Source organism: Sphingobacterium gobiense (assembly GCF_002980575.1).
Classification (GTDB): Bacteria; Bacteroidota; Bacteroidia; order Sphingobacteriales; family Sphingobacteriaceae; genus Sphingobacterium; species Sphingobacterium gobiense.
In genome coordinates, this window is the sequence record NZ_PVBS01000001.1 from 670,150 (window position 1) to 683,634 (window position 13,485).

A 13,485-nucleotide genomic window follows, 5' to 3' on the forward strand; every position below is an offset into this window, starting at 1 on the left:
TTATCACATCAAACAGTGTTAAACGCTTTCTTGGTTTAAGTGTTGTTTGTAGATTGCTTTCTTAATCTGGGTACGACGAGTTACTGATTTTTTCTCGTATGCTTGACGAGAACGAAGTTCACGTAATACACCAGTTTTTTCAAATTTCTTTTTGAAACGTTTCAACGCTCTGTCTAAAGATTCTCCTTCTTTTACATTTACGATAATCATGCTGTTAAATACCCCCTTTCGTGCCCTTTAATTTTTTTTGTGTGTGCAAAGATAGAGAAATAATTTGTACATCAAAAGGAATCGTCCAATAAATGTTTGCAATGTTAGTGTTTTATAATATTCTCGACGAAAATAGTATGTGTAGTTCGGTGATGTTAATTATGATATATTTTTCCTAATATATTGGTGATCTGGTGTCCTACGTGTGGTCGTCTTAATTAAGTATACTATTTTTAATTTTTTACGTATAAAATTTTGTTTTCTCCCAACAAATATCGATAATTGCATCATCAAAAGAGAACGGATGTAGCGCTTTTGAAATTTTATTAAATCTCGCGCCTATAGCTCAGTTGGTTAGAGTAGAAGACTCATAATCTTTTGGTCCCTGGTTCGAGCCCAGGTGGGCGCACAATCGAAAAAGTCGTTTTTCCGCAAGGTAAAGCGACTTTTATTTTTTCAGGTCAAAGGTTAAGACTATTTAATAAAAAACATTCACTTTCATGCTGCATAATTGCAAATTCACTGCTTAATGTAAGACACGAAAACGGGTTCACTAAACCCCGAACGAAGTTTTGTCAAATTGCCGTTTATGTACTTAAATAATTAAGTGTTAAAAGTCGCATCGGTATTGTATGCCTGTTTGGAGAAATTATAAAAGATATTTAATTTTAGCTAGCAAAATAATTTCACAGATGAATAAAGGAATCAAACTTTATAACGAAGCCTTGTCTATTGAGGAAGCCAAGATCTGTATTTTTCTGGCAGAAGAAATTGATCGTGCTTTACCCAGTGCCATAAGCAAAATTTGGCATAGGCATCCCGTCTGGTTTATTGATGATAATCCTATTGTAGGTTATAATAAATTGAAAAATGGTATTAGATTGCTCTTTTGGAGCGGCGAGACTTTCAACGAAGAGAAACTTGTTACGGGAACAGGCAAATTTAAGGACGCCCATATATATGTTAACGCTATTGATGAGCTGGATATGGACGATCTTTCTCGATGGTTGGCGAAAGCTCTCGATATTCAATGGGATTATAAAAATATCGTTAAAAGAAAGGGCGCGCTAGTAAGACTAAAATAAGATATGCTATCTTTTTGGAAATTTCAATTTTTACATTCTGAATGTTGTTCACATGGGATTGAACAATAAATTTGTAATTTAGATCAGTAATTACATTCGAAACATCAATTCCTATGAATAACACCCGAATTTACAAAATGTCGTTTGCAGGTGTCTACCCACATTATATCCAAAAAGCGGAAAAGAAAGGACGTACAAAGGCGGAAGTCGATGAGATCATATTTTGGTTAACTGGATATGACGAGCAGTCATTACAGAAACTGTTGGATGAGAAAGTTGATTTTGAAACTTTTTTCATGAAAGCGCCCCAAATTAATTCAAATGCTTCAAACATCACAGGTGTGATTTGTGGCTATCGTGTCGAAGATATAGAAGATAAACTTATGCAACAGGTTCGCTACTTGGACAAATTGATTGACGAACTGGCAAAGGGCAAACCAATGGAGAAAATTTTGAGGAAATAGCGGTGAGAGCTACTATTTAGAAGTATAAAATTCAGAAAAAACCGTATATTTGCAGACTCCAAATTAATAATAAACACATGTAAAATAATTTCTTTCAGACGTTCATAAAACAACGAGGCTCATTAAGGCTTTGCGCGATTTGTTCAACCGTTAAAAGAAAGAAATTATGCTTATTATCCAAAATTTATCATATATACATCCTAACAAAGAACCGTTGTTCAACAACATCAATCTTACCGTTAATCCAAATGAGAAAGTCGCATTGATTGGGAATAACGGAATAGGAAAATCTACGCTATTGAAGATTATTGCCGAAGCTCTAGAACCATCTGCCGGTATTTTGCAGGTAGAAAGTAAACCGTACTATATCCCACAGATATTTGGGCAATATAATCATTTAACGGTTGCCGAGGCTTTGGGAATTGACAAAAAACTGCACGCGCTCCATGAAATTTTAAATGGAAATGTCTACGAAGAAAATTACGATTTGCTTAACGATGATTGGACAATCGAAGAGCGTTGTAATGAAGTTCTTCTTGATTGGCAACTAAACGATCTAGACCTATCACAGAAGATGGAAACATTGAGTGGAGGACAGAAAACAAAAGTTTTTTTGGCAGGAATTGCCATTCATCAGCCCGAATTAGTTTTATTGGACGAGCCAAGCAACCATTTGGATATGATGGGTAGGCAGCTTTTGTATGACTTTATTCAAAAGACGAAGCAAACCTTTATCATTGTGAGTCACGATCGGAAATTACTGAACATCTTACATACCGTTTGCGAACTAAATAAAAATGGTATTACGGTATATGGAGGTAATTATGATTTCTATATCGAACAAAAACAAGTAGAAATCAATGCACTTACGCAAGATATCCACAGCAAGGAAAAGGCGTTGAGGAAGGCTAAAGAAAAGGAACGCGAAACGATTGACCGGCAACAAAAGTTGGACACCAGGGCGAAAAAGAACGTAGGTAAAGCCGGACTTCCAAAAATAGTTGCCAATACGTGGAAAAACAATGCGGAGCGAAGTACAGCCAAAATTGCAGGTGTACACACAGAAAAAATCGGAAATATCCAACAAGAGCTTCAAGACCTACGCTCTTCTTTGTCTGAAACCGATCAAATGAAATTCGGATTTGACAATTCAAAACTACATAGAGGCAAAAATCTGTTTATTGCAAACAACATTAACTTTTACTATAAAAAGGAAGAATATCTCTGGAACGAAAATATTAATATGCAAATCGTCAGTGGAGAACGTATTGCCATAAAAGGTGCAAATGGTACGGGGAAAACAACGTTAATTCAATTAATTTTAGGCAATATAGATCCACAGGTAGGGTCCGTTTACCGAGCTGAAAGCAGGTCGGTTTACATTGATCAAGAATATTCTTTGATTAATAATAGTTTGAATATCTACGAGCAGGCACAACAATTCAACGCGTCTGCCTTGCAGGAACATGAAATCAAAGTTAGACTAAGCCGGTTTTTGTTTACCAAAGATGATTGGGAGAAGCCCTGTAATATGTTAAGTGGGGGAGAAAGAATGCGTTTAATGTTATGCTGCTTAAATATTACGAACCAGTCACCCGATATCATTATTTTGGATGAACCGACTAATAATCTGGATGTTCAAAATATAGAAATACTGACGAATGCTATCAATGACTATCGTGGCACACTACTCGTCATATCCCACGATGAAACATTTTTAGAACAGATAAATATCGAAAGAATAATTGCGTTGTGAGGACAATTAATTCAACGCTCCTAAACTATCCACACCCATATCATGCTGAGCAAGAAGGCCACGGTTGTCCATATCCCGTACAATCTTCGTGCTCGCCATATATTCGGGGTTATCTGCATAAATATAAAGGAGCGTACCATTCTTTATCGTATTAATGATAGGCTTTGTCACATGACGAGGTAGCGCCGGGCAGCCGTAACTCCGTCCTAGACGGCCCGTAGATTTGATAAACGATTCGCTGCAATAGTCTGCACCGTGTATGACCACAGCTCTTGCTTTTGCTTGGTCATTAATACCTTTTTCAAGTCCGTTAAGTACTAACGAATAGCCATTTCCACCTTGATAGGTGTTTTCAGTTTGGTAAAAACCTAAAGAACTTTGATAAGAACCATGTCTATTCGAAAAAGAACGAGCATATTTATCACCGGAGTTACGTCCGTGCGATACTATCGTATGGTATAAAATTTCTTCATTTTTCATATCCAACACAACCATTCTTTTTTCAGTTGACGGCAGCGTGAAATCGATAACCGTTAGGATATGATCATACTTGGGGCGCAAGGTCTGGTATCCCTGCATGGCTTGTTCAAAGGCTTCATATTTTAAAACAGACCCCAAATTCATTTTACGATAAAGGAGTTTGGTATGGTCAATTTTTGGAAGAGGTTCTTTTTCTATTGCAGTTTCAACTGCTTTTTCTTTTGGAAGATGTTCTGTTAGCCTAGTCGGTATATAACTCACTAAAAACGACGTCAACAGCACCAATATAAAACTACGCATAGGCAAAAAAATAAATTCAAATGCAAAGGTAGCACTAATTTGGCTATCAAAGTGTTAAATTATGTCAAGATCATTCAATGACGATAACCAACGCATTGAAAGTTTCTGTCCAATCGTATACAAATTTAGCATGTGAGGACGCATTACGTACACACATGTGCGATCGTGGCGTCGTTCCCAGCGACCAGCTATGTTCTATAATAGGTGCATTTACACTTTGCGTCGGCACACCATGTATATAAGCTCCATTTGTAAAACGGCTAGCATAGGGTGCATAGCCGTGAATGGTATTGGTTCCATCTTTCAGATAAAACATTTTGGCTTTCTTTTCCTGGATTACAAATATCCCTAACGGAGTTTCATGAGCATAAGGCGGTTTATGAACACCGGAAGTAGCGGGATTCATACTTCGGATAACCCATTGACAATCCCCCGTGCGTTCTGTGGTAAGTATATTTTGATTTGTCACATCCACAAAAGCAACGCGATGGAATGTTACTGTGTCACCGATAGCTTTCACATAACGTTTGGGGGTCTCCCAAGTACCTTCAAAAGACACACCTTTTAGTTTTACCCTATCCAGTGTATCGCTAGTCACCAATTTTGCAAGCGCACCATCTCGTCCGTAAATCGTCGGAGCTTCGGTTTCGCCTACGACATAAAGGGGAGCGGCTTGATAGCGTTCTGTACCTAGCGAATCCGAAATGAGCTTGTATTCATTGCGGTGATAATTCTTTACCAGTGGCGCTTCCCGGTTTTTATTTTTCCGATTTTGTAATACCGCATAGGATGCAGTTTCTCGTTGAAAATTTTCTACAAACGCAAGTTTTTCTTTGATTTTGTCTAATTGAAAACGTCTTGTAGTATCCTGATAAGGATAGGTCTCTTCCAATGTATACTTATCATATGTCAATTCTTTGGAAAGCTTAATGTCATCAGCAGTCCTGGGTCTCTTTCGCTCTTCCTCTTCTGCTTTCCTGACCATTTCCAGCGAATCTGCTTTGCGTTGCTCTGCAGGATCAGTCGTTTCTGCGTGTTGATTGTGGTTACACGACCATGCAATCGCGACGATAATTAAAAGTGATAACGTAAAATATACTCTCATGTATTGAGTTAACAGTTTGCTGATAAGTGATTGCTCCAAAGATATATAAAATGTTGTTTACTTTTTACTTTGTTTAGGGTAGATGTACAAATTGTACTGACAATCTTTTATCTTCGTATAAGAGACTAAAAAGTAAATAAATGAAATGGTTTATCGGTATAGCAATGGTATGTATTTCCTGTTTAGCAAAATCACAGGGGATATTCCAGATTCGTGATGATAAACCAGTGTCCTTCAAATTTGAGTTGATAAACAATGTTGTGTTGGTGCCGCTCACAATAAACGGAATACCATTTTCTTTTTTGCTTGATACTGGTGTGAAAGAAACCATTTTATTTGTCAATGCTGAAGACTCGCTTTACTTAAATAACCAAAACAAAATGAAGTTCCGCGGTATTGGTATCGAAGAGGGAGTTGAAGGAATTCTATCGACAGGTAACGTTATCGAGGTTGGCAATGTAGCCGTGGATTCTCTGCATTGGATATATGTGATACAAGCCGTTGAACTGGATATCTCGAGTGATGTTGGTGTAGCTATTAATGGTATACTCGGCTCCAAATTTTTCAATAGCTTCGCTGTAAAACTAGATTATCAGAAACAGCGCATGACACTGTTTCCACCCGATTACGATTATGGGAGATTCGTTCGAAAATATAAATATGTTCCGTTAACTATAGAAAACGAACGTCCCTACGTCACCGCTAATATGTTAATTGACACCGCTTGGCTGAGAGGAAAGATGTTGCTGGATATGGGAAATACTTCACCTTTAATGCTGTTTGCTTTTTTGCTTCCAGATTTTCATATCAAAGAACCCTATGTAGAAGAATATATCGGTCGCGGTTTTAACGGCGCGGTATACGGAAAGCGTAATCGTATTAGAAAAATCGCATTGGAAGATTTTACTTTAAATTACCCGATTGTCGCTTATCCGGATTCTAATGCCTTATTTATGAGTAAACTGGCGGAAAATAGAATAGGCTCGATTGGAAACCAAGTGCTACAACGTTTTCATTTGCTCATAGATTATAGTAAAAATGCACTATATCTCCGTAAAAACAAGAAGTTTGCCAAGCCGTTTTTGTTAAATATGGCGGGAATCGAAGTACGACACGACGGCATGATCTGGAAAAGAGAATTAGTGAAAGCAGATCCCAAAAAGAACGATAATCAAATGAAGCCTGATCAGGGCATTACCATTAATCTCGCCAATGACGCATTCCAATATAAGTTTGTGTTGCAACCTACTTATTGTATAGCAGGAATACGAAAAGACTCGCCCGCCGAAAAAGCGGGCATCCTAGCAGGTGACATGTTATTGAAAGTGAATGGAAAACCGGCAGGTAAATTAACGTTAGTTAAGATTATGGCGGCATTACAATCGCGTCCTGGTGAAATTATTCGGCTTACGCTGCGACGAGGTGATGAACAATATGATATACGATTTCCGCTTGTAGATCCAATTCCTTTTTAATTTACCCAACTTAAAATAAATAGATGAAGAAAAGGCTTGTTTAATTTTTTTTATCAGAAGTGATGAAAATTATTGGCATTCCATTTTGAAATACCTTTATTTGCAGAAATCATTCATTATAAATGGCAAAAAATTTACTGATTGTAGAGTCACCGGCGAAAGCCAAAACAATAGAAGGATATTTAGGAAAGGACTTTTTGGTAAAGTCTAGTTATGGTCATATCCGCGATTTAGTGAAAACGGATGACGCCATTGACATAGAAAATAACTTTGAACAAAAATATGAGGTGCCCTCTGATAAAAAGGCTGTTGTCAGCGAGTTAAAGAAATTAGCTAAAAATGCAGAGACGGTATGGTTAGCATCCGATGAAGACCGAGAGGGAGAGGCCATCTCCTGGCATTTATTTGAAACGCTGTCGTTAAAAGACGATAAAACAAAGCGTATCGTTTTTCATGAAATCACAAAGCCGGCAATCATGAGGGCCATAGAAGAGCCGCGTAAAATTGATTATAATTTGGTGAATGCTCAACAGGCACGTCGCGTATTGGATCGTTTGGTGGGTTTCGAGCTTTCCCCAGTACTTTGGAAGAAGGTAAAACCATCGCTGTCCGCCGGCCGAGTGCAGTCAGTCGCTGTACGCCTTATTGTGGAGCGCGAAAGGGAAATCAATAAGTTTACCGCAGAAGCCTCCTTTAAGATTGTGGCGCAATTTACGCCGGGCAACGGAAGAGAGCAATTTAAGGCAGAATTGCCACAACGTTTCGAGCAAAAAAGTGATGCAGAAACGTTTCTGCGAGATAGCATACAAGCTTCTTTTGCGGTTAGCTCACTGGAAAAGAGACCCGGAAAGCGTTCGCCAGCAGCTCCGTTTACGACATCCACGTTACAACAGGAAGCCAGTAGAAAACTGAGCTTTTCCGTCGCACGGACAATGCAAGTTGCGCAAAGACTGTACGAAGCTGGGCATATTACTTATATGCGTACCGATTCCGTTAACCTAAGTGATACCGCTATTCAGGCCGCACAGCAAGAGATTGTGAATGCTTACGGCGAAAACTACTATAAACAACGTCGGTATAAAACTAAATCTGCTGGAGCGCAGGAAGCACACGAAGCTATCCGCCCCACTTATTTTTCGCATCATACTGTTGAAGGTGATCCCGCCGAACGGCGTTTGTATGAGTTGATCTGGAAGCGTGCCATAGCATCTCAGATGAGTGAAGCGGAGTTTGAGAAAACAACAGCTAAAATATCAGTTTCTACCCGACGAGAAGAACTCGTAGCTACGGGAGAGGTGATGAGATTCGATGGTTTTCTAAAAGTTTACATGGAGTCGACAGACGAGGAATCCGATAATACCAACGAACAAAACGGTGATAACACGTTGTTACCCCCACTAAACAAAGACCAGAGCCTGACATTAAAGGCGATGAATGCGACAGAGCGCTTTTCGCGTCCACCAGCCCGTTATACCGAAGCTTCGTTAGTGAAGAAGCTGGAAGAATTGGGGATTGGACGCCCTTCTACATACGCGCCTACTATTTCCACTATACAAAACAGGGGTTATGTGGTTAAAGAGGATAGAGATGGCAGAGAAAGACAATTTGTTGTACTCCAGATTGTGGATAATAAAGTCGTTGAAGAAACAAAGACAGAGACGACAGGAGCGGAGCGAGCGAAGATGTTTCCTACCGATATCGGTGTGTTAGTAAACGATTTTTTAGTAGAACATTTCCATGATATTATCGACTATAATTTTACGGCTAAAGTAGAGAAAGAATTTGATGAAATTGCCCAGGGTGGCAAAGAGTGGACAATGATGTTAAAAGATTTTTACGAACCATTCCACCAAGGCATTCAAGATACATTGGAACACGCTGACCGTGCAAGCCACGAAAGGCAATTAGGAACGGATCCCGCGACGGGAAAACCCGTGAGTGTACGTGTCGGAAGATTTGGCCCGCTAGTGCAGATTGGTTCTGCAGATGATGAAGAAAAGCCACGTTTCGCCTCCTTACGTAAGGGGCAGATGATCGAAACTATCACCTTTGATGAAGCTATGGACCTATTTAAACTTCCTAAAAAAGTAGGCCTGTTTGAAGATAAAGAGATGACAGTAGCTATCGGCCGATTTGGCCCATACATCCGCCATGCAAGTGCGTTTTATTCGTTGCCCAAAGGAATGGATCCAATGGACGTGACGGAACAAGATGCAATCCAGATTATCCAAGAAAAACGTCAGAAAGATAGGGAAAAAGTGATTCGCGTGTTTGAGGAAAATCCAGATGCTCAAATCGAAAATGGTCGATGGGGGCCGTTTATCCGGTTCGGCAAGCAAAACGTAAAAATTCCGAAAGGTACAGATATCAATAAGATTACCTACGAGGATGTATTGAAATGGGCAGAAGCGGATCCGAAAGGAAAAGCGAAGGCTGCTGCCAAAGCGGCTACAGCTAAAAAGGCGACAAAAAAAACAACTTCAACTAAATCGAAGAAATAAAGGGGAATGAAAAAGGATTTACCCGATAATATTGTAGAGGATATTTCCATTGCGATAGTGCTAGAAAACTCCACACCCTCAGAAAAGGTCTGGAATGTGTATTTGATTAATGAAAAGCAACTACCACTTACTAATGTCATCGTATCATCCAAGGGGTATGGTGAAAAAGACGGAAAAGAGGTAAAAACAACGGTTTTACGCCATTTTTTAGGTGAGATAGAAGCAAGGACATCCTATAAAATAGAAGCAATTGATCCACAGGTTTTTGGACTGACGAACGAATATTGGTTAAGCTACTATATTGATAAGACCATTTTCGATAAAAAATATATTTTCCTACCTGAAAGTATTGTTGACGAAAATCTAATCAAAGTTCCGCTAGTAAATAAACCAGGAATTGTAATAGGAGGGCGCAAATAATGGAGCGAGAAAATTTTATCATAGCAATTGATGGATTTTCGTCTTGTGGAAAAAGCACAGTTGCCAAAGCGGTGGCCAACAAGCTACAATTCGTGTTTATAGATAGTGGCGCAATGTACCGTGCCGTGACGTTGTACTTTTTGAGGCACCAAGTTGATTTAACGGATACAGCGGAGATTAATGCTGCTCTGCAACATATACATATCGATTTTACACCTCATACTGATAAAGTATGCATTTTTTTGAACGGTGAGGATGTTTCGGAGGAAATCCGAATGATGCACGTTTCTGAGAAAGTGAGTGAAGTGAGCGCAATCAAGGAGGTGCGCCATGCGTTGGTAAAGCACCAGCAAGATTTGGGGAAACGCCGAGATATTGTAATGGATGGACGAGATATCGGTACAACCGTATTTCCTGACGCGAATTTGAAGATATTTATGACTGCAAGTCCCGATGTACGTGCACAAAGACGACTAACCGAATTGCTGGCTAAAGGTGAATTGGTGTCAATAGAGGAGATAAGACAGAACTTAGCTCACCGGGATTATCTGGATAGTACACGTGAAGAAAGCCCCTTAAGGCAGGCCGAAGACGCTATCGTCCTAGATAATTCGAATTTAACGCAGGAACAGCAGCTACAGATAGTGCTACAAGAATATGAGAAAAGAAAGAGCGGATATTAAAATGCCCCTGGATCATCTCCTTCCTGTAGCACTAATGTCGCGGTATTCGCATGCATACGTAGCCGATTACTCATACTCGACTTGAATAGACGTTCCAATAGGCTTTTGTTCCTCTTTACTACACAAAGTAGATCGATGCGATTGCTTTCGATGTACTGATTTAAAGTTTGTTCTATTGATTGATCTAGGTCCAACAATACGAATTCAAGGTTGTCTTGCGGGAACATTTTCTGCCAACGACCGGTCACGGCAATAATATCAATGTTTTTTTCTTTTAAGACGTGTGCACATTTGACTTTCACACGAAATTTATTCGCAATCTCCATGATCTGATGCAGAGCGGCTTCGTCTTTTTCTCGGAACAGCGTCGTGAACAAAATTTCTTTGATACCATTATATTCTGCTTCTCTCGGCACAGATAAGACGGGTACTTTTACACCACGGATGACACCCAAAGTATTTGAACCAAAGATTTTATCGATAACACCATCGGCCCGGTTTGTTCCCATGACGATTAGGTGAATCCCTTCGTTTTCAATGATGCGCTGCGCATTAGCAACGACTGTGCCTTCCTCAAAAAGAAAGGTCAGTGGTACATCGGAGAGGTTGTATTCATTTGCCATTTTATGAAGATCCGCTGTATGTTTCTTAAAGTTCTCGAATTGATGCAATTCATAATTTTCATATACTTCTGGTACTAGTTCGGGTTGTCCAGCATGTGTAGCCGATAACACGGGCTGCATATACGTATGGATGACATATAGGCTTGCATCCATTTCCTTGGCTAGATGCAGGGCGTATACAAACGCATTGTTTGCTGCGTTTGAAAAGTCCGTGGGAAATAAAATCTTTCTCATAACTCTAAGTTTTATATTATATAGCAAGTTAAGTTATTTTCTTGATTTTTACAAGCTTTGCGATATCAAATCATTTTTTTTAGAAGCTGTAGCGTTTTGTGAAAAAAATGCGTTTCTTATAAAATAAAACAAAGATATATGGCAGAATGTTAGCTCTCTGTTCTGGTAATTGAAGATTAATTCATTAAATTGGCATACCCGAACAGGCGATTTTAAGTGAAAATTGTTCAGCAATATTGGAAAAAGGCGAGACCATTGACCTTACGAGAGGCTTTGGAAGATTGCGTTGTGGGTAAAAGTGAGCGTGGAAAATCGTTTGTCTATAAAAAATATTATGGATATGTCATGGCAGTAGTGCTTCGCTATGTTACAGCAGAGATGGAAGCAGAAGAAGCTGTGAACGAAAGTTTTGTGAAGGTATTCAGAAAAATAGCTTCATTTGAGATGCATGCTAATGAGCAGGCGTTGGAAAAGACATTTCGTTCGTGGTTAGCACGCATTGCAGTAAATACATCAATAGATTTGTTGCGAACGCGAAAACCAACCAGCTTTTTGGAGGATACTTCGGATGAAGAGATGAAATCCCACATGGTGATGATGACAGACAGGTTAGGGGTTGAAGATATTATGAAACTTCTAAAACGTTTACCGGATATCCAACGCTCTATTTTTAACTTGTTTGAGATAGAAGGCTATTCACACGAAGAAATAGGGGCGATGCTCAACATTCCGGAAAGTACATCGAGAACATATTTGACACGCGCCAAACAGCGCTTACGAAAATTGTATATAGCAGAGTTCAGCATCTCGAATAATATACATTCTTAAATGGTAAGGGTACATGAAAAATAGTAATAAAGAACTTATCGATCTCATTAGAGAAGGGCTTAAGAATGCCGAGGAACTTCCGTATAAAGAGGGAGCCTGGGAAGCTTATAAGGCAAAACATGAGCCAACTCGAAAAGTAAGGCGTTTTGCACCTTTTTGGGCGGCAGCGGCGATGGCTGCTTTCGTTGGTTTTATTTTTTTGTTTAAAGATTGGCAGAATTCCACCGAATCAATCCGTGTTGTTAGAACCGATCAGGAACCTATAACACCTATCCCCATGCCTATAGACGACCCGGCTGACAAGCCAACAGAAGGAGATCCCGTTCGGTTAGCGTCGGGTAAACCCGAAAATGATATGGAAAAAGAGAGGGAACTGATGAGGCTGGATAGAATAGATATACAAACGCCAAATATGGCACATCTTGCAAATCTATCTATGCTAACAACGGGACCTAAAGTACCTGAACCTGATTTAACAGTATTTCTCGAAGACAATAAACCGCTTGCAACTAGGCCTTGGGACGATGATTTAATAGAGGGCCAACAAATCGATCCTAATTTTGCTTATCAAAGCGAAACGGCCCGTCATTTGTCTCCTAAGAAACTGCGTTTGACAGAAAGGTTTGAATTAGGAGCTTTTGTGAGTCCATCGACTACTGACCGAAGCTTCGATCTAGGTGGAGGACTTGTGCTTGCTTATCGATTTAATGATAAGCTTGCCATTCGTACTGGTGCATCCTTTAATCAATATGAGGTGGGGATGCTGCAATCACACGTACAAGAAGTAGAAGAAGAAATAAGGCGGGCTGAAGCCCCTATAAAAGATGCAGACCAGGTTATTTCTAAGCAAGCCTCGATGCTTCGTACCGATAATTTCTTTGTTCCTAATTTAAATGCTGTAACTGGAAAAGTGCAAACTTTAGATATTCCCTTGGAAATACGATATACCTTAACGAGACAATTATATGCGACAGGAGGAATTTCTTATGCGGCTGTCTTGTCTCAAGAACGCTTTGACCACTATGAGCAGTCTGCTGGTATACCGACCTATTCCAGCGCATCCGATTCGGATATGCCTACTGAAAACTTAGTTAGTACGGTTGAAACAACCCGAAAAAGTGACGATCAAAATATAAATACGAACGGTTTTGGTGGGTTTATCAATTTTTCGGTCGGCCGAAGAGCAAATATAGGCAAAACAATGAAAATTTCTGTTGAACCGTTTGTGAAGTTTCCAGTAGGCCAGTTTAAGCGAGCCGATATGAATTACACGAATGGTGGTATACGTATTATGACGAGTTTCTAATAGGGTTCACTGACT

13 protein-coding genes and 1 tRNA gene are annotated in these 13,485 nt (G+C 39.6%); 10 read left to right on the forward strand and 4 right to left on the reverse strand.

The genetic code is table 11. The annotated features are described in order from the left end of the window. Positions 1–18: 18 nt before the first annotated feature. Complete coding sequence (rpsU, locus tag C5749_RS02985) at positions 19–210, reverse strand: 30S ribosomal protein S21 (RefSeq protein WP_105722868.1); 192 nt, start codon at positions 208–210, stop codon at positions 19–21. Between the two features lie 335 nt (positions 211–545). Between rpsU and C5749_RS02990 the strand changes: the two genes are divergently transcribed. The 4 genes from C5749_RS02990 to C5749_RS03005 all read left to right on the forward strand — a co-directional run bounded on the left by C5749_RS02990 (position 546) and on the right by C5749_RS03005 (position 3,515). Further along, positions 546–619 (forward strand) — tRNA-Ile (locus C5749_RS02990). A gap of 283 nt (positions 620–902) precedes the next feature. Next, entirely contained in the window at positions 903–1,295 is a 393-nt protein-coding gene (locus C5749_RS02995; RefSeq protein WP_105725158.1) for a DUF1801 domain-containing protein, read from the forward strand. A gap of 113 nt (positions 1,296–1,408) precedes the next feature. After that, on the forward strand, positions 1,409–1,759 hold the full coding sequence (locus C5749_RS03000) for a DUF2200 domain-containing protein (RefSeq protein ID WP_105722870.1): 351 nt from the start codon (positions 1,409–1,411) through the stop codon (positions 1,757–1,759). Between the two features lie 166 nt (positions 1,760–1,925). Beyond that, positions 1,926–3,515, forward strand: coding sequence for an ABC-F family ATP-binding cassette domain-containing protein (locus C5749_RS03005; RefSeq protein ID WP_105722872.1), 1,590 nt, complete (start codon positions 1,926–1,928; stop codon positions 3,513–3,515). Between the two features lie 6 nt (positions 3,516–3,521). Here the strand turns inward: C5749_RS03005 and C5749_RS03010 are convergent, their stop codons facing one another. Both C5749_RS03010 and C5749_RS03015 read right to left on the reverse strand, forming a co-directional pair. Next, entirely contained in the window at positions 3,522–4,295 is a 774-nt protein-coding gene (locus tag C5749_RS03010) for a murein L,D-transpeptidase catalytic domain family protein (protein WP_181151261.1), read from the reverse strand. Between the two features lie 70 nt (positions 4,296–4,365). Then, positions 4,366–5,400 (reverse strand): L,D-transpeptidase, encoded by a 1,035-nt coding sequence (locus C5749_RS03015; protein WP_105722874.1) that lies wholly within the window; start codon positions 5,398–5,400, stop codon positions 4,366–4,368. Positions 5,401–5,540: 140 nt separating this feature from the next. Between C5749_RS03015 and C5749_RS03020 the strand changes: the two genes are divergently transcribed. The 4 genes from C5749_RS03020 to cmk all read left to right on the forward strand — a co-directional run bounded on the left by C5749_RS03020 (position 5,541) and on the right by cmk (position 10,479). Then, on the forward strand, positions 5,541–6,875 hold the full coding sequence (locus C5749_RS03020; protein WP_105722876.1) for a PDZ domain-containing protein: 1,335 nt from the start codon (positions 5,541–5,543) through the stop codon (positions 6,873–6,875). Between the two features lie 122 nt (positions 6,876–6,997). Continuing rightward, a complete protein-coding gene (gene topA, locus C5749_RS03025) occupies positions 6,998–9,376 on the forward strand; it encodes a type I DNA topoisomerase (protein ID WP_105722878.1) in 2,379 nt (792 codons plus the stop codon). Positions 9,377–9,382: 6 nt separating this feature from the next. Beyond that, positions 9,383–9,796 (forward strand): hypothetical protein, encoded by a 414-nt coding sequence (locus C5749_RS03030; RefSeq protein WP_105722880.1) that lies wholly within the window; start codon positions 9,383–9,385, stop codon positions 9,794–9,796. Beyond that, positions 9,796–10,479, forward strand: a complete 684-nt coding sequence (cmk, locus tag C5749_RS03035) for a (d)CMP kinase (RefSeq protein ID WP_181151262.1) — start codon at positions 9,796–9,798, stop codon at positions 10,477–10,479. The genes C5749_RS03030 and cmk overlap by 1 nt, the downstream gene beginning before the upstream one ends. Here the strand turns inward: cmk and C5749_RS03040 are convergent. Next, positions 10,476–11,336, reverse strand: coding sequence for a universal stress protein (locus C5749_RS03040; protein ID WP_105722884.1), 861 nt, complete (start codon positions 11,334–11,336; stop codon positions 10,476–10,478). The two genes, cmk and C5749_RS03040, sit on opposite strands and share 4 nt — an antisense overlap. 216 nt (positions 11,337–11,552) lie before the next feature. Between C5749_RS03040 and C5749_RS03045 the strand changes: the two genes are divergently transcribed. Both C5749_RS03045 and C5749_RS03050 read left to right on the forward strand, forming a co-directional pair. Continuing rightward, the gene (locus C5749_RS03045) at positions 11,553–12,164 is read left to right on the forward strand and encodes an RNA polymerase sigma factor (protein ID WP_105722886.1); all 612 of its coding nucleotides are present in this window, start codon (positions 11,553–11,555) and stop codon (positions 12,162–12,164) included. A gap of 13 nt (positions 12,165–12,177) precedes the next feature. Continuing rightward, positions 12,178–13,470 carry an outer membrane beta-barrel protein gene (locus tag C5749_RS03050; RefSeq protein ID WP_105722888.1) on the forward strand — a complete coding sequence of 431 codons (1,293 nt, stop codon included), beginning with the start codon at positions 12,178–12,180 and terminating at the stop codon, positions 13,468–13,470. Positions 13,471–13,485: the final 15 nt, after the last annotated feature.

What these genes read in the sequence shown, in the direction of transcription:
- rpsU (WP_105722868.1), bottom strand. Translation starts at nt 210, where the DNA reads ATGATTATCGTAAATGTAAAAGAAGGAGAATCTTTAGACAGAGCGTTG.
- C5749_RS02995 (WP_105725158.1), top strand. Translation starts at nt 903, where the DNA reads ATGAATAAAGGAATCAAACTTTATAACGAAGCCTTGTCTATTGAGGAA.
- C5749_RS03000 (WP_105722870.1), top strand. Translation starts at nt 1,409, where the DNA reads ATGAATAACACCCGAATTTACAAAATGTCGTTTGCAGGTGTCTACCCA.
- C5749_RS03005 (WP_105722872.1), top strand. Translation starts at nt 1,926, where the DNA reads ATGCTTATTATCCAAAATTTATCATATATACATCCTAACAAAGAACCG.
- C5749_RS03010 (WP_181151261.1), bottom strand. Translation starts at nt 4,295, where the DNA reads ATGCGTAGTTTTATATTGGTGCTGTTGACGTCGTTTTTAGTGAGTTAT.
- C5749_RS03015 (WP_105722874.1), bottom strand. Translation starts at nt 5,400, where the DNA reads ATGAGAGTATATTTTACGTTATCACTTTTAATTATCGTCGCGATTGCA.
- C5749_RS03020 (WP_105722876.1), top strand. Translation starts at nt 5,541, where the DNA reads ATGAAATGGTTTATCGGTATAGCAATGGTATGTATTTCCTGTTTAGCA.
- topA (WP_105722878.1), top strand. Translation starts at nt 6,998, where the DNA reads ATGGCAAAAAATTTACTGATTGTAGAGTCACCGGCGAAAGCCAAAACA.
- C5749_RS03030 (WP_105722880.1), top strand. Translation starts at nt 9,383, where the DNA reads ATGAAAAAGGATTTACCCGATAATATTGTAGAGGATATTTCCATTGCG.
- cmk (WP_181151262.1), top strand. Translation starts at nt 9,796, where the DNA reads ATGGAGCGAGAAAATTTTATCATAGCAATTGATGGATTTTCGTCTTGT.
- C5749_RS03040 (WP_105722884.1), bottom strand. Translation starts at nt 11,336, where the DNA reads ATGAGAAAGATTTTATTTCCCACGGACTTTTCAAACGCAGCAAACAAT.
- C5749_RS03050 (WP_105722888.1), top strand. Translation starts at nt 12,178, where the DNA reads ATGAAAAATAGTAATAAAGAACTTATCGATCTCATTAGAGAAGGGCTT.